Genomic DNA, 17,373 nt, shown 5'->3' on the forward strand with positions numbered 1-17,373 from the left:
TTGACATGGACGTCCGCCAGTTTGCCTTCCTTGCCCGCCAGCCTTCTGCCGTCCTGATGGAGCGGGAGCGTTTCTGGGGTATGCCCAAACGTGGCCTCGCGCTGATTTTGATCAACGCCATGTTCTGGCAGCCCTTGATGGCTCAGGCCGATGGGATTGCGGTCAGCGGCGGCACCCAGACCAGCCTCAATCAGGCGGGTAATGGCGTACCGATCGTCAACATCGCTGCACCCAATGCCAGCGGCCTCTCACACAACCAGTATCAGCAGTACAACGTCGATGCGCAGGGCGTGATCCTCAACAACGCTACGGCGCGCACCCAGAACACACAACTGGGCGGGATCATCGTCGGCAACCCCAATTTCACGGGCACTGCCGCCAGCACTATTCTCAACGAAGTGGTCGGTGCCAACGCCAGTCAGCTCAAGGGCTACACCGAAGTGGCCGGCCAGTCGGCGCGTGTCATCGTCGCCAACCCCTACGGCATCAGTTGCAACGGTTGCGGCTTCATCAATACGCCGCGCGTCACCCTGACCACCGGTAAACCGGTGCTCGACAATGGTCAGCTTCAGCGTTTCCAGGTAGATGGCGGCAGCATCTCTATTGATGGCTCCGGCGTAAATGCCGATAACGTCGATCAATTTGAACTCATCACCCGCGCCGCGCAGATCAATGCCCAGATCAACGCCAAACAGCTGACCATCGTCGCCGGTCGCAACGACGTTGACGCGCAAACCCTCAGCGCCACCGCCCGCGCCGACGACGGCAGCAGCAAACCGGTGTTGGCCATCGACAGCTCGGCGCTGGGTGGCATGTACGCCGGGGCCATCAAACTGGTGGGCACCGAAGCCGGTGTCGGGGTGCGCCTGGCCGGCAACCTTGCCGCCAGCGCTGGCGATATCCAGATCGACGCCAACGGGCAGTTGAACATGACGCAGGTCTCGGCGGCTGGGGCGGTCAACGTCAAGGCCGTCAGCCTGGACGCTGCGGGGCCCGTGTATGCGGGCACGTCGTTGTCGGTCAACACAACAGGCGACGTCATTAACCGGCAAAGTATCGCAGCGCGTGATGGCGTGGTCCTGAGCAGCGGTGGTCAGTTGACTAACCCCGGCATCATCGAGGCGGGAGTCAACGCCGATAACAGCCGCAACGTCAGCGGTGATGTGTCGATCACTGCGCAGAATGTGCGCAATACCGGCAGCATCACAGCAAGTCGCGCGTTGACGGCCAACGTCAGCCAGACGCTGAACAACCAGGGCGGCACGCTTAACAGCCAGGCCCGTACACAAGTCACGGCAGGCACTCTGGATAACCGCCAGTCGGGCAGGGTGTTGAGCCAAGGCAGTATGGGCGTCACTGCCGATCAGTTGCTGAACACCCAAAACGGCCTGGTATCCAGTGCCGGCGACCTCTCGGTGAACGCCGGTTATCTGGATAACAGCCAACAGGGCAAGATCTCCACCAGCAGCGCTTTAACGGTGCATGTTACCGGGCAGTTGCTCAACGCGCTGGGCATCCTTGGCGCCAATGGCAATCTGGTGCTCAGTGCCGGGGCTCTCGACAACCGTAACGGCGAAATCTCTACCCTTAGTGACTTGTCTGCCAGCGGCGGTCAAGCGGACAACAGCGGTAATGGCCGCATACTCGCCAACGGCGACCTGTCGCTGACCTTTGATGGCCTCAACAACCAGAATAAAGGCGCTGTCTCCGGGCAGCGCGACGTCAATATCAACGTTGGCCAGTTGAGCAACACCGGTGTGGGCAGCGTCTACGCCAAGCGCAACCTGAATCTCAGCGCGGCCAATGACCTGAACAACAATCAGGGCGTGTTGCGCAGTGACGACACCCTTAGCCTGCGTGTCGGAAGCCTCGCCAACACGGGCGGCAGCGTCACCAGCGCTGGCGTTTCGACGCTCACCGGCACCGGCGCCATCGTCAATCATGGCGGCGAAATACTCTCCGACACCAAGCTGACGCTGACCAGTGCCAGCCTCGACAACAGTCAAAAAGGTCGCATCGCAGGTAAAGGCGTCGTGCTCAATACCGGCGCGTTCGACAACCACCAGAACGGCAGCCTGACCAGTACCGACACGCTTCAACTCACCGCAGCCCAAGTCAACAACAGCGAGGCCGGGCGCATTGCCAGTGCCATGGCGTTGAACGCCAGCGTCACCGGTCTCGATCAACTGGGCGGCCAGATGTTCAGCAAAACAGCGCTGACCCTGGATATGAACAACGGTCAGTTGAACAATCAGGGCGGTTTGATCAACGCCCCCGGCACGTTACTCCTGAAGAACCTCAACGGCGTCAACAACCAGAACGGCGAAATCTCCAGCGCTCAGGCGTTCACCCTGACCGCGCAAAACCTCGACAACAGCGGCGGCAAGCTGATCAGCAATCAGTCCCTGACCATGCGTATCGCCCAAGTGCTCAGCAACATTAACGGCACCGTTTCTGCTCAGGGCCTGGACATCACCAGCGCCAGTCTGGACAACACCGAGGGTATGTTCAGCAGCCACGCAGGCTTGAAGCTGACCGTCGATAACGCGCTGAACAACCATCAAGGCACGCTGATTGCCGACGAAGATTTTCTGCTCAACGCTGCCAGCGCAGACAACAGCCTGGGTCAGATCTCCAGCAAGAAAAACCTCACCGCAAAGATTGGCAACCTGCAACAGCAAGGCGGGCAACTGATCGCCTTGGGCATGCTGAATTTGACCGGCAATAGGTTGGATAACCGCCTCAATGGCCTGATCGGCGCGACCCAGGCGCTGACGCTCAATGTCGACGATATCGATAACCGTGGCGGAGAAGTGTCCAGCCAGGACACGATCACCGTTAACGGCCAGCAACTGAACAACAGCGACAGCGGCAAGGTACTGGCGCAGCAAGCCCTGAGGCTCAACGTCGCGAAGATCACCAACCTCAACAATGGACTGCTGTCTGGCAAGGCGGGTATCACGCTGGTCGGTGACACGCTGGATAACACCGGTGGTTCGCTGGTGGGCCTTAAAGGCATCGACATCAATTTTGCCGGTTTACTCGACAACAGCCAGGGCCTGATCAGCAGCGAAGACATGCTCAACGCTCGCGTCGGCAGCCTCATCAACAACGCTGGCAGCGTGTCCAGCGCTGGCCTGCTGACTCTCAACAGTGTCGGAAGCATCACCAACCACGGCGGCAAACTGGTCACCGACGGCGCATTGACCCTGCACAGCGACAGCCTCGATAACAGCGCCAAAGGCAGCATCAGCAGCAAAGGCGCATTGGCGATAATCACCGGCAATTTTGATAACAGCCAGGCTGGGCTCGTCAGCACCAGTGACCGACTGGACCTGACCGCCGCACAATTGACCAACCGCGACGGCGGTAGCATCGGCAGCACCTTGGATCTGGTGGCCAGTATCAGTGGGCTGGATCAGCAAAACGGCAAACTGTTCAGCAGCGCCGATCTGACTCTGGACCTCAACAACGGCCAACTGAACAATCAGGGCGGCCTGATCAACACCCCCGGCGCGCTGTTGCTTAAAAATTTCAACGGGGTGAACAACCAGAACGGTGAAATTTCCAGCAACCAGGCGTTTACGCTGGCGGCTCAAAGCCTGGACAACAGCGGTGGCAAACTGCTGAGCAATCAAGACCTGAACGTACGCATCGCCCACGCCCTGATCAACATCAAAGGCATGATCGCCGCCGCCAGTCTGGATGTCCAAGCCGGCACGCTGGACAACGGCGGCGGGACAATCACCAGTCGCAGCGATCTGCAACTCAGCACCAATGGCCTGTTGAGCAACCGCGATGACGGCCTGATCAGCGCCGCGCAAGCGCTCAACGTCCGCTCCACCAACCTCGACAACCAAGGCGGGCAACTGCTCGCCAACAGCGTGCTGACCGTCAATGCCGCCGCGCTGAACAACACCGCTAACGGGCTGATCAACAGCCAGGACAGCTTGAATATCACCGCCGACAGCCTGGACTCCAGCAACGGCGGTGAAGTCTCCGCTCACGGCGACATGAGTCTGACCCTGAACGCGTTGACTCAAAACGGTGGCCGTCTGCTCGGTGATGCCGCGCTGACCCTGGACCTCAACGGCGCTGACCTCAACAACCGCGCGGGGCTGATCACCGCCAAGGGACCGTTGACCCTCAACCGTCTGCGTGACATCAACAACCAGGGCGGCGAAATCTCCAGCAGCCAAAGCTTCACCTTGGCCGGTGGCAACTTCGACAACACCAACGGCAAGCTCATAAGCAACAACCTGCTGACCGTCAACACTGCCAGCGTCATCAACCAGAACGGGCTGATCTCAGGCTGGCAAGGTCTGAGCGTTAACAGTGGCGTCCTCGATAACCGCAACAACGGCACGCTGTCCAGCCGCAATGGCAGCGTCGCGGCCACCGTCAGTGGCGCGTTGCTCAACAGCAGCGGCGGCGCACTGGTCAGCCAGAATGCCCTGACCGTCAACGCGGCAAGCCTCGACAACCGTGGCGGCATTTTGTCCAGCGGCGGCGCGCAAACCCTGACCGTCAATGGCTTGCTGGACAACAGCCAGAACGGCCTGATCGACAGCGGCGCTGCGCTCACCGTCAACGCCACCACACTGAGTAACGCAGCGGGCAACATCACCGCACAGCAGGACGTCAGCTTCACCGGCAACGCGCTGGATAACAGTGCCGGGAATCTAAGCAGCAAAGGCGCCGTCACCCTCGACCTGCTGGGCGCCCTGACCAACAGCAATGGCAAACTCGCCAGCGCCGGCGCCTTGCTGTTACGCCGCAGCAGCCAGATCGTCAACCAGGGCGGGCAACTGGTCAGCCAAAGCCTGATGACCCTCAACACTGCCAGCCTTGATAACCGTAATCGCGGCACCGTGGCCGCCAACAGCAGCCTGGTGATCAACAGCAGCGCCGCCGTCCTCAACAGCGCTGATGGCTTGATCTACAGCCAGATCGCCGACGTCCAGCTTCAGGCCGGCAGCCTGTCCAATGGCAACGGCGCCCTGCAAAGCCAAGGCGCCATGAACCTCAACGTCGCAGGCGACATCGACAACCAGACCGGGCGCATCATCGCCCAAGGCGGCGACCTGGGCCTCAGTGCCAGCAACCTTTATAACCAAGGCGGCGTGCTGTCCAGCCTGCAAGGTGCGTTCACTGCACGCGTAACCGGCGTGCTGAAAAACGGCTACAACGCCAACCGTCAAGGCGGTGTAATACAGGCCCAACGCCTGGACCTCAGAGCGCTTGGCGGCTTCGACAACTACGGCGGACGCGTCTCGGCGCGCGGCGGCGATGCGCTGATCACCACCGGCAACTTCGATAACCGCAACGGCGGCCTCTACGCCACAGGCCGCGTCGGCGTCACCGGCAACAACTTCGACAACAGCGGCGACAACGACGGCCAGATCGCCGCCAACCAGATCGACCTCAACCTCAGTGGCGCACTGAACAACCGCCTCGGCATCATCGAAAGCGACAGCACCCTGAGCGTCACTGCCGGCAGCGTCGACAACCAGACCGGCAAACTGCGCGCCCTCGGCGGCGCAGGCACCACGCAATTCAACATCGGCGGCACCTTCGACAACCGCAACGGCGTACTCGAAAGCGCCAACAACGACCTCAATTTCAACGTCAGCAGCTTCCTCAACGCCAACGGCAGCCTGCTCCACGTCGGCAACGGCGAATTCGCCATCTCCACCGCCAACGTTACCAACGCTGGCGGCAGCATCGTCACCCGTGGCGGCCTGACCCTCAACGCCGACAGCTGGACCAACAGCAGCGTCATCCAGGCCGGACGCCTGAACGTCAACGTCAACAACTTCAACCAGACCGCCAGCGGCCAACTGCTTGCGTCCAGCGCGTTTGTCGGCACCGGCGGCAACTGGAACAACGACGGCCTGATCGCCAGCGACGGTAGCCTGAACCTCAACATCGGCGGCACCTACTCCGGCAACGGTCGGATGAGCAGCCTGGGCAACCTCAGTGCCAGCGCCGGCCAAATGACCTTGGGCAGTGCAACCACCATCGCAGGCGGCGGCAGCACGGCGATTAACGCAGGCGGACAACTGACCAACTACGGTCGTCTGACGTCGGCGGGTGACATGACGGTGAATGCCGGTGGGGTGAATAACTATGGGACGCTCGGGGCTGCGCAAGACCTGACCGTGGTTACTCAGACACTACTTAACAATCAAGCTGCAGACGGAAGTCGGGGCTTCCTGTTCAGCGGCCGGAACATGAAGCTTCAGGTAGGTAGTTTCACCAACCAATACGCAGACGTTTACAGCTTGGGCAGCCTTTTGGTTACCGGGGTTTCACCGGGAAGCTCTGCGCAAAACTTGCTCAATAGCTCCGCCAGTATTGAGGCAGCAGGTGACATCACAGTCGCCGCTGACAGTTTCGTGAACCAGCGCGAAAAATTCGCCATGGATCAGCAAGTTACCGGTGGTTATATGACCATCCGATGTGTGCAGCATTGCGACGGTCCTAGCAGCCCTAGAGTTCGCGGCCCCGTCTTTATCTATCAGACTGTTGAAAGTACTGTCAGTGAAGACTCGCCTATGGCGACCTTTGTATCGGGGCATAACCTGAGCATCAACAGTCAGAATTTTCTTAATCAATACAGCTTGGTGTCGGCAGCCAACGATCTTTCCATCACCAGCACCAATATCACCAACAAGGCTGCACTTTCAGCTTCGGGCACGTCAGGTCATGAGGTCGGCGCTAATAATTGGGTTTCGGGCTCTGACTTTTACCAATTGATTAACGATGTACAAGCTTATGATGCTCAGCACCCAAGAACCGGCCCGTTCGATATTGCGGCGTTCAATGAGTTGGTCGGAAAATTTGACCCCGTCCTGTTCTATGGCATAACGGATCCGGTCACTGTTAAAGCTGACGGCCAATCTGTCGCCGCTGCGATTATCCAAGCGGGCGGGGCGGTAAATCTTAATGCCTCTAATGACATCAGCAATCTGGTAGTTCAAAAGACCACTACCGCTGTAACCAATCGCTCTTCGAGTACAGGCGTATACAGTGCTACCCAACCGTCCGTGGTATTGCTTAACCGTCAACTCCCACCAAACTTGGCCCAACAACAAGTCAACCCTTTAAGCCTCCCAGGTTTCAGCCTGCCCACTGGCCAAAACGGTTTGTTCCGTCTAAGCGGGCAAGCAGGCAACAACACCCAGTCGACCCAAGCCAGCGCCACACCACAAAGCTGGACCATCGGCGGCGCCAGCGTCTCAGTCGCTCAGCGTGAGCAAACCGTTTCTGACACCCAAGCCCGGAACATTCAAATCGATTCGGCCGGTCAGATATCGGCCTCCGCAGGCCAGTTGACCACAACAACTCGCCAAACTACCGGTCAGGTGATTTCCGCACCAGGCATCACCCGAGCCACCACAGCCACCGCGCAAAAAGTCAACAAAGTCCAGGGCCTGCCCAGCTATGCGGCGAGACCTAACGGCAATAAATACCTGATCGAAACCAACCCTGTGCTCACCGACCTCAAGCAGTTCATGAGTTCGGACTACCTGCTCTCCGGCCTCGGTTACGACCCTGACACCAGCGCTAAACGCCTGGGTGACGGTTTCTACGAACAGCGACTCGTGCAACAAGCCGTCACAGCCCGCACAGGTCAGGCCTTCATCGACGGACAGACCTCCAACGAGGCGCAGTTCAAGTACCTGATGAGCAACGCCATCGCCAGCAAGGATGCGCTCAACCTTTCGGTAGGCGTAGGCCTGACCGCGCAACAGGTCGCGGCCCTGACACATGACATCGTCTGGATGGAAGACGCCGTCGTCAACGGCGAAACCGTATTGGTTCCGGTGCTGTACCTAGCCAATGCCAACAACCGACTGGCATCAAACGGCGCCCTGATTGCCGGTAAAGACGTCACCCTGATTGCAGGTGAAAACCTCGACAACGTCGGCACCCTGCGCGCCACCAACAACCTGTCGGCGACCGCAGGCAATGATCTGGTCAACAGCGGCTTGATCGAAGCGGGCAACCGCCTCGACCTGCTCGCGGGCAACGACATCGTCAACAAGGCGGGCGGGATCATTTCCGGTCGCGACGTGACCCTCACCGCCATCAACGGCGACGTGATCAACGAGCGCACCGTGACCTCGATGGACAGCAGCGTCCTCGGCCAGCGGCACAATGACTACGCCGACAACGCCGCCCGCATCGAGGCCGCCAACGACCTGAGCATTTCAGCCGGGCGTGACATCAACAACATCGGCAGCGATCTACAAAGCCGCCGCGACATGACCCTCAGTGCCGGTCGCGACGTCAACCTCGTCGCCACTCAAGTCACCAACAGCCTGGTTCGCGACAGCAAACACACCAGCAGCGACATCACGCAGACCGGCTCCACGGTCACTGCCGGTCGAGACATCTCGGCTCAGGCGGGGCGTGACATCAACGCCATCGCCAGCAGCATCGACGCCACGCGCGACATCGCCATGGCCGCCACCGAAAACATCAACATCAGCTCGGCGGCAGACGAAGAACACTCGTTAAGCAAGAGCAAAAAACTCACCGTTCAGGAAGATCACGTCAGCCAGGTGGCGACCGAAATCAAGGCCGGTGGCAGCGTCGCGATCAGCGCCGGACAAAACCTCGCGGTGACCTCCAGCCGCATCACCGCAGGCTACGAAGCGTATCTGGTCGCAGGCGACAAACTCGAAATCCTCGCCGCGCAAGACAGCGACTACTCGCTGTACGACAAAAAGAGCAAAGGCTCCTTCGGTGCCAAAAAGACCAAACGCGACGAAGTCACCAAGGTCACCAATATCGGCAGCGAAATCACCTCCGGCGGCAACATGGTCCTCGTCAGCGGCGGCGACCAACGCTATCAGGTCGCCAAACTTAACAGCGGCAAAGACCTGACCATCAGCAGCGGCGGCGCCATCACCTTCGAAGGCGTGAAAGACCTCAATCAGGAAAGCCACGAGAAGAGCAACACCAGCCTCGCGTGGAACTCGATGTCGGGCAAAGGCAACACCGACGAAACCCTGCGCCAGAGCGAACTCATCGCCAAGGGCAACCTTGCGATCAACGCGGTGGACGGGCTGCACATTGATGTGAAGCAGGTCAACCAACACCGTCAGTCAGGCAATTGATGCGATGGTCAAGGCAGATCCGGATCTGGCGTGGTTGAAGGAGGCAGAGAAGCGTGGGGATGTGGATTGGAAGCTGATCAAAGAAACGCATGATGCTTACAAGTACAGCAACTCAAGCCTGGGTCAGGGCGCGATGCTGGCGATCATCATTATTGTGACGGTGTTGACGGCGGGTGCTGCGAGTGCGCTTGCTGCATCGGCGGGCAGCGCGGTTGGAGCCGGAGCCGGCTCAACGATGGCGGCTGCTACAGCAGCCACCGCATCGGCAGGTGCAGCTACCGCCGGCCTTGGAAACGTCATTGCGACTGCGGCGCTTACCTCGATGGCCAGTACCGGCGCCGTCAGTGTCATCAACAACAAGGGTAATTTGGGAGCAACATTCAAGGATGTAACGTCGTCAGGGGCAGTCAAAGGATACCTAACGTCCGCAGCAATGGGGGGGATGATGCCAGGCTACGACCCCGCATCACTGGGGCTTGACCTTGGCAGTCTCCAGGCGGTGTTGCTGAAATCGGCGTCCGATGCATTTGTGAATACCGCCATTAACGGCGGCAGTTATGCCAATAATTTAAGCAGCGCTTTAGCAGGCCAAGCCGCCAACGTTGGGATGGCCTTCGGCTTCAGGATGATTGGGGATTACGCTTTAGGAAAATACGAAGAAGGCAGTGTCCAAAAGGTAATGGCACACGCTTTGGTCGGTGGTCTGCTGGCAGAAGCCACTGGAGGCGATTTCAAGACAGGAGCAATGGCAGCGGGTGCAAGTGAAGCCTTGGTCAACGTGATCAAAAACATGGTTGGCGACGACAAAGCGCTGCAAGTGATGGCCTCGCAACTAACTGGGATCGCAGCCGCCGCCGCCGTGAATGGGGATGTTGAGAAGGGCGCACAGATTGCTCAGTACGCGGCAACCTACAATCGACAGCTTCATGCTGAAGAGCAGAAGTGGTTGGAAGACAACGCCCAGCAATTCGCCGATCAGACAGGAGTATCCAAGCAGGCGGCAATGGAGCGCCTCAGCCAACAGGCGTTAAAAGATACCGATATCTTGTGGCGCTCAATATTGAGCGATGGCAATGACAGTGCTGCTCAAGCATTTCTATCAGGCTCGGGAAAAACGTTTGTTAACGAGCTGGGGGATGCACAGTCACTCTTCACGACGACCGGGAATCAATTATTTCGCTCGGAGATGTTTGCAGATTCCGCAGATCCCTCGTTCTACAAGCAGTTCGTTCAGAGCGGTATCAGCCGTGACTTGAGTACAGGATTGATCAAAGAGCTCAAAGATTCTGGCGTTGGATTCAAAAATGGCGTGGTGGATCTTTACGCTGCGGCACAAGAAAGTCCGGGGGCTGTCTTAGTGGGAATCTGGCGAGGAGTCAAAGGATTGCCAGCCGGGATGATGGACAGCTTCCAAGAGAGTGGACTGGCGATAGGCGAAGGCGCTGCTGTGGCTTTGAATGCTGATATAGCCGCCAAGCTTAATGCGATCTACGGGCAGGATGTGCGCAGTGCTCAGCAGGCTATGCTGGCAATTCGAATATTTACGGCGGTAAGCGGAGCAAAAGCGGTCGGAAAAGCCGGGGATGTCTTTGCAACGAAAATTGCGGATGTGATCTCCAAGGAGTTGGATACCGTCGCGAAAAACCTGAATCCCAGCAGCGCGATGACTGATGCAGAAGCAGGGACGTTGGTTGACAGGAATGTGTTGGGGGGTAATCCTAGTGGTGCAAAAGACATTGTGAATGCCACTGAAGGTATTCCTGGTCGTGTACAGTCTCGTATAAACGTTGCTAACGGTCGTACAGAAACCACCCCTCTGCGGGACAATGGCAATCCAGTCTCTGCGGGGTTCGACCATGTTCTTGATGGCCATTTCGATAGAGAAATTTCCAACTCGCGTTCAGTATTTACGATTGCTCCAGATGAGTTGAAAGGAATTTTGCAGAGCAGTGATGTCGTTAAGTCTCCAGTTATGGCGCTACCAGATGGTCAGTTTGTTAGAACAGTTGATGTGGGGCGAGTGATTGGCACTACTACACTGAAGGATGGAGGCATCCCCACCTCTGTGATAAAAGTGTTCACCGACAAAGCCGGCAACCTGATCACAACCTTTCCAGTTAAGGCGGGTAATTGATGCGATCTCTCTCTCCAAAGGTTTGGCATGAGTTGCAATCGACTGTGACGCTCTTGAGTGATAAGTCATCGCTGAGGGATATGCTCGAGGTAATTCTTATGTGGATAAGGCGCAATTATGAATATTTTTCTGTCGAACCGTTCTCGGCCTATAGTTTTGATCAGCTTTCGAACGTAAATGAGAAATTGATGCCCGTTGAGTTTTCGACTTTTAGACTTGGCGACATAGCTCATTTTAGAAAAGTCATTTTAGGCTATAAGGCCAACGACGTAGAGGCTATTGCGCGGTTTTTACGCGATACGATAGAGGAGTTGGTTACTATCGAGATTGATGAGCAATGCCCTAGGTGTGAATCTCCTGGTATGCGCATTTTTATAGGAAAGCAGAACGGATTGTTGGCTTTTCAGTGTAATGTCTGTGGCCACTCCCATTACTCAGATGGATCTAAGGTCGAGATTGGGGGGTTAGAGTTTGTGAGTGAGGTAAGGTTGCGAGAGTTTGGCTTGATTTAATGGTCCAAAAGCAACTGGTGGCGCTGCCGGTAAGGTAGATGATCTAGCTACTAGTGGCTTAAGTTCAGCGTCAAACCTTCCAAGTGGAACAGGTCTTGGTGGTTTCAAGGTCGGCTTAAGTGCAGGCGACATCACTGCTATAAATTCACAGTTTGGCGGTTCGGTTTCATTCAGAGAAGTTGATACGGCTATTGCAAATGCTGCCAATTATGATGGTTTTTACAATAAGGCTGGCTCAATGATCAGGGATATTGCTGGCGGGCATCTGTTTGATAATGGGAACAAGCGGACTGCTGTTGAGGTGGTTGAGCAGTTGATTATAAAAAACGGCGTAGATGGCCCGCCAAAACAAACTATTTGGAATGTTGTGGATAAGGTTGCAACGGGGAAGCTAACTAATGTCCAAGATATTTCAAAAGCATTAAGAGGGCTGGATTAATGTCTTTCAATGAGCTTTCTGAAAAGTATGCGGCTCGTTTCGGTTCGCCAAGTATGGATAGCGTCGGGCTAGAGGAGTTTATTCAAATACTAGAGTTGGTAGCGATGAAAAATAAGGGTTTTTTCATCTTTAAGGTAGATGGTGAAAGAGAGCGCAATATTTATACTTTTATTTTAAATATATCGGCAAGTAACGATGTTGTAATAAGAAAAGATACAGATAGCATGCGGGAAGGCATGGAGTATTTTTTCTCTGAGCTTGAGCGGCTCGGCATATATCCATAACTTGATATTTAGACATTTTGCTTCGCCCCGATAGCAGAACTCATACTGGTGTTTTCTGTAAAAGTGATTGGGATTGCACCGGCCTCGCGCCGGTGTTGTTTTATCTGCTTACTGCAAAATCTCTCTTCCTTCGCTGCTTGCCTTGGTCGTGGCCTGAGCAATCAGGGCGTCGAGCATCTGCGCAACGAATGTCTGTTGGCTCTTGGGCAGTTGGTCGATGGCTTCCAGTCGCTGTTGCCATTTCGGAGCAGGCCCACGCTTACGCACAGTGGTTTCCTGCTGCTGACCAAACAGCTCTTCGAGTGTGGTCGAAAGCAGCCGGGCCAGCTCCGGCAACGCCGCTACCTGAATCCGCCGCTTGCCGGACTCATAGGCTTGGATAGTCTGCTGAGACACGCCCAGCCGTTCAGCCAGTTGGGTTTGGGTGATGCCGTGTTCTTTGCGCAGGCGGGCAATGCGTTAGGTAAAAGGGGACTGATTTATTTGAACGAGCTCAACACCACAAAGCTGGACCATCGGCGGCGCCAGCGTCTCAGTCGCTCAGCGTGAGCAAACCGTTTCTGACACCCAAGCCCGGAACATTCAAATCGATTCGGCCGGTCAGATATCGGCCTCCGCAGGCCAGTTGACCACAACAACTCGCCAAACTACCGGTCAGGTGATTTCCGCACCAGGCATCACCCGAGCCACCACAGCCACCGCGCAAAAAGTCAACAAAGTCCAGGGCCTGCCCAGCTATGCGGCGAGACCTAACGGCAATAAATACCTGATCGAAACCAACCCTGTGCTCACCGACCTCAAGCAGTTCATGAGTTCGGACTACCTGCTCTCCGGCCTCGGTTACGACCCTGACACCAGCGCTAAACGCCTGGGTGACGGTTTCTACGAACAGCGACTCGTGCAACAAGCCGTCACAGCCCGCACAGGTCAGGCCTTCATCGACGGACAGACCTCCAACGAGGCGCAGTTCAAGTACCTGATGAGCAACGCCATCGCCAGCAAGGATGCGCTCAACCTTTCGGTAGGCGTAGGCCTGACCGCGCAACAGGTCGCGGCCCTGACACATGACATCGTCTGGATGGAAGACGCCGTCGTCAACGGCGAAACCGTATTGGTTCCGGTGCTGTACCTAGCCAATGCCAACAACCGACTGGCATCAAACGGCGCCCTGATTGCCGGTAAAGACGTCACCCTGATTGCAGGTGAAAACCTCGACAACGTCGGCACCCTGCGCGCCACCAACAACCTGTCGGCGACCGCAGGCAATGATCTGGTCAACAGCGGCTTGATCGAAGCGGGCAACCGCCTCGACCTGCTCGCGGGCAACGACATCGTCAACAAGGCGGGCGGGATCATTTCCGGTCGCGACGTGACCCTCACCGCCATCAACGGCGACGTGATCAACGAGCGCACCGTGACCTCGATGGACAGCAGCGTCCTCGGCCAGCGGCACAATGACTACGCCGACAACGCCGCCCGCATCGAGGCCGCCAACGACCTGAGCATTTCAGCCGGGCGTGACATCAACAACATCGGCAGCGATCTACAAAGCCGCCGCGACATGACCCTCAGTGCCGGTCGCGACGTCAACCTCGTCGCCACTCAAGTCACCAACAGCCTGGTTCGCGACAGCAAACACACCAGCAGCGACATCACGCAGACCGGCTCCACGGTCACTGCCGGTCGAGACATCTCGGCTCAGGCGGGGCGTGACATCAACGCCATCGCCAGCAGCATCGACGCCACGCGCGACATCGCCATGGCCGCCACCGAAAACATCAACATCAGCTCGGCGGCAGACGAAGAACACTCGTTAAGCAAGAGCAAAAAACTCACCGTTCAGGAAGATCACGTCAGCCAGGTGGCGACCGAAATCAAGGCCGGTGGCAGCGTCGCGATCAGCGCCGGACAAAACTCGCGGTGACCTCCAGCCGCATCACCGCAGGCTACGAAGCGTATCTGGTCGCAGGCGACAAACTCGAAATCCTCGCCGCGCAAGACAGCGACTACTCGCTGTACGACAAAAAGAGCAAAGGCTCCTTCGGTGCCAAAAAGACCAAACGCGACGAAGTCACCAAGGTCACCAATATCGGCAGCGAAATCACCTCCGGCGGCAACATGGTCCTCGTCAGCGGCGGCGACCAACGCTATCAGGTCGCCAAACTTAACAGCGGCAAAGACCTGACCATCAGCAGCGGCGGCGCCATCACCTTCGAAGGCGTGAAAGACCTCAATCAGGAAAGCCACGAGAAGAGCAACACCAGCCTCGCGTGGAACTCGATGTCGGGCAAAGGCAACACCGACGAAACCCTGCGCCAGAGCGAACTCATCGCCAAGGGCAACCTTGCGATCAACGCGGTGGACGGGCTGCACATTGATGTGAAGCAGGTCAACCAACAGACCGTCAGTCAGGCAATTGATGCGATGGTCAAGGCAGATCCGGATCTGGCGTGGTTGAAGGAGGCAGAGAAGCGTGGGGATGTGGATTGGAAGCTGATCAAAGAAACGCATGATGCTTACAAGTACAGCAACTCAAGCCTGGGTCAGGGCGCGATGCTGGCGATCATTATTATTGTGACGGTGTTGACGGTGGGTGGTGGCACCGCAGCGGCGATTGGCACTTCGGCAGGAGCAGCCGCCAATGGAGCAGCGCTAGCTGCGGGGTTTTCTACAGCGACTGCAGCTACCATTGCTACAGCCGCAAATGCTGCTGCTGTGGCGAGCTTCTCAGCCGCTGTTTCGCAGGGCGCGGTCAGCGTAATTAATAACAAAGGTAACCTGGGTGCGGTACTCAAGGATGTCACGTCCGCTGACAGCATGAAGGGTTACGTTATCAGCGGCCTTGCTGCTGGTTTCGCTTCGGGGGTTCTTGATAAAACGTTTGGTGTTTCTGCAGAAAACGTCGCCAAAGCGACTCATGGATTTGAGCTGGGTACAACTGAGGGGCTCACAAAGTTTGCCGGTTATACCTTTGCCGAGAGTGGTTTCAGTGCAGTAACCAGCACGGCTATTAATGGGGGTAGCCTAAAGGACAACCTTGCTCAAGCAGCGATTAGTTCCGCTGCTGATGTCGTGTCGGCGGGCATCTACAACAAGCTAGGCACACAGCTGGAATTCTCTGGACTGTCTGCGAAGGTCGGTGCACACGCACTCGTGGGAGGTTTAATTGCGGAGCTTGCAGGCGGTGATTTTAGAACGGGTGCTTTGGCCGCTGGTGCTAACGAAGCATTCGTGGCGTCAGTAGGTGACAAGATTTTTGTAAATGGTGCCCACGATCAATTGCTCGCAATGACCTCGCAGCTGATTGGTTTGACAGTTGCGGCGGCGGCCGCTGGATCTGATAAGGATCAAGCCGTTGCAAGCTGGGTGGCTTCACAGGCTACTAAGTTTAATTACCTGGAACATAGCGAAAAGGAAGCGTTCATCAAGGAAATGCTCGGTTGTAAGACCGATGAATGCGCAAAAGAGAAGTGGGAGCAAGGGGCATTTGATGAAGATAGTAAGGGGAATGTTGAGTATGCAAATGATATAGCTGGCTCGATGCGTGCCAAAGAGACTCGAGCTCGCGTTGAAGAATCGCTGGATTCTATTTTGTCAATGCCTTGTCCTACAAACGCTTGTGAGGGCTACAAGCAACTGCTGGTTCAGCGTTCCCTAGACACGATAAAATACCTCTCCGTCGTGATCAACGACTGGGCTCCTGTGGATGAGCGGTTGGGCTTGATGAATGGCGCTGTGTTAGGTGCAAAGCAAGGCAGCAGCTTGCAGCAAGCCGAATCTTTGGGTTCTACTAGGATTCAAAAAGCTGTAGATTATCTGGCAGGCAATACTGGTGCAAAAGCTACTGCTACAACGGGAGAAGTTGTAGCTACTGAAGCCACCAGTGCAAATGCCCAAGCTGCATTGAGAGCGAAACTATCAGGACTACAAAAAGCTCAAGAGACAGCAGCGGTCACTAGAATACTGCCTGATGGCCGTATTCGTTACTACACACAAGAGGTTCCTGCAAGGACAGAAGGACCTACTCGGGGTGCTTCTTTCGCCACGGAGTTTGATCCTAAAACGGGTAGTACGAGGCAATGGATGGAAAGCTATGACCATGCAGGAGAAGTAATCCGTGTCCACCCGAAAAGTATTAATGGGCAGCCGGTTGATGCTCAGCACTACCCTCCGACCGGAGCAGAGCTAAAGAGTTGGGGGCAGCAATGAGCATGGAAGAAATAGTGGCTGACAGACTTGGAAGAGTAGTTGCTGATGGATTTGATATTTTTAAAATATCAAAAGAGGCACTTGATATTTACCAAGATCCAAACCTCTCTCTCACAAAAGCTTTAGATATTGCGTTGTTGTCACTAATGGCAATGGTCGAAGGGCCAGAGTTTGAGATGACAGAAAAAGAATTTTATGATTTTTTATCTGATATTCGACAGATGTAGTTTTCAATATACCCAACTTGATCAAGCACTATCGACACCGGCCTTGCGCCGGTGTTTTGCACCCTATCTGCACCCTGATTGCATCCTTTTTGCAACCTTTCTGCACTCAAGTTGCATCCCTTTTGCACCCACCCTGACGACCTACGGTCTAGCTGCTCAATACGCCCTTTTTGAGCATGATTTTTCGCCCCTTAACAGGAGCAAAATCTCAATACACAACACGCACCCCGTCCGGGGTAAGTGTTTCCTTGTAGATCAATGGATTAGCCATTTTTCGTGCTGATTGATGGCTATACATTTGTAATACAAAACAGAGCTAACTATTTGATTTGTCTAGGATCATGTGTATAGCTTTTGTTATACATCGCTCCATAGCTTCGCTTGCTTAGCTGTTTCGCCTGTCCCGAGCCTTTTCCAACGGATCAACCAGTTGCTCTGTC

The 17,373-nt window shown here is 56.1% G+C and carries 6 protein-coding genes and 1 pseudogene; 6 read left to right on the top strand and 1 reads right to left on the bottom strand.

The window, feature by feature from the left end; genetic code table 11:
- Window positions 1–5: 5 nt before the first annotated feature.
- From OYW20_RS12420 to OYW20_RS12435, 4 genes are all read left to right on the top strand, one after another.
- Window positions 6–9,128, top strand: a complete 9,123-nt coding sequence (locus OYW20_RS12420; RefSeq protein WP_408005491.1) for a two-partner secretion domain-containing protein — start codon at window positions 6–8, stop codon at window positions 9,126–9,128.
- A 4-nt stretch (window positions 9,129–9,132) separates the two neighbouring features.
- Window positions 9,133–11,262, top strand: a complete 2,130-nt coding sequence (locus OYW20_RS26240) for a DUF637 domain-containing protein (protein ID WP_408005492.1) — start codon at window positions 9,133–9,135, stop codon at window positions 11,260–11,262.
- A gap of 750 nt (window positions 11,263–12,012) precedes the next feature.
- Window positions 12,013–12,213: a hypothetical protein gene (locus OYW20_RS12430; protein WP_268800969.1), complete on the top strand. Its 201-nt coding sequence runs from the start codon at window positions 12,013–12,015 to the stop codon at window positions 12,211–12,213.
- Window positions 12,213–12,497, top strand: a complete 285-nt coding sequence (locus OYW20_RS12435; RefSeq protein WP_268800970.1) for a hypothetical protein — start codon at window positions 12,213–12,215, stop codon at window positions 12,495–12,497. Before OYW20_RS12430 ends, OYW20_RS12435 begins: the two co-directional genes overlap by 1 nt.
- Window positions 12,498–12,605: 108 nt before the next feature.
- On the opposite strand, the gene OYW20_RS12440 is transcribed toward OYW20_RS12435, so the two are convergent.
- Window positions 12,606–12,953 carry a helix-turn-helix transcriptional regulator gene (locus OYW20_RS12440; RefSeq protein WP_328284824.1) on the bottom strand — a complete coding sequence of 116 codons (348 nt, stop codon included), beginning with the start codon at window positions 12,951–12,953 and terminating at the stop codon, window positions 12,606–12,608.
- Between the two features lie 523 nt (window positions 12,954–13,476).
- Here OYW20_RS12440 and OYW20_RS12445 point away from each other — a divergent pair.
- Window positions 13,477–16,706 (top strand): annotated as a pseudogene (locus tag OYW20_RS12445) (DUF637 domain-containing protein).
- Complete coding sequence (locus OYW20_RS12450; RefSeq protein WP_268800972.1) at window positions 16,703–16,933, top strand: hypothetical protein; 231 nt, start codon at window positions 16,703–16,705, stop codon at window positions 16,931–16,933. The pseudogene OYW20_RS12445 and the gene OYW20_RS12450 overlap by 4 nt, the downstream one beginning before the upstream one ends.
- Window positions 16,934–17,373 lie beyond the last annotated feature (440 nt).

The organism is Pseudomonas sp. BSw22131, from assembly GCF_026810445.1.
Classification (GTDB): domain Bacteria; phylum Pseudomonadota; class Gammaproteobacteria; order Pseudomonadales; family Pseudomonadaceae; genus Aquipseudomonas; species Aquipseudomonas huanghezhanensis.

Bases quoted from the DNA above. Each gene is read 5' to 3' on its own strand.
- OYW20_RS12420 (WP_408005491.1), top strand. From the start codon at position 6: ATGGACGTCCGCCAGTTTGCCTTCCTTGCCCGCCAGCCTTCTGCCGTC.
- OYW20_RS26240 (WP_408005492.1), top strand. From the start codon at position 9,133: ATGGTCAAGGCAGATCCGGATCTGGCGTGGTTGAAGGAGGCAGAGAAG.
- OYW20_RS12430 (WP_268800969.1), top strand. From the start codon at position 12,013: ATGATCAGGGATATTGCTGGCGGGCATCTGTTTGATAATGGGAACAAG.
- OYW20_RS12435 (WP_268800970.1), top strand. From the start codon at position 12,213: ATGTCTTTCAATGAGCTTTCTGAAAAGTATGCGGCTCGTTTCGGTTCG.
- OYW20_RS12450 (WP_268800972.1), top strand. From the start codon at position 16,703: ATGAGCATGGAAGAAATAGTGGCTGACAGACTTGGAAGAGTAGTTGCT.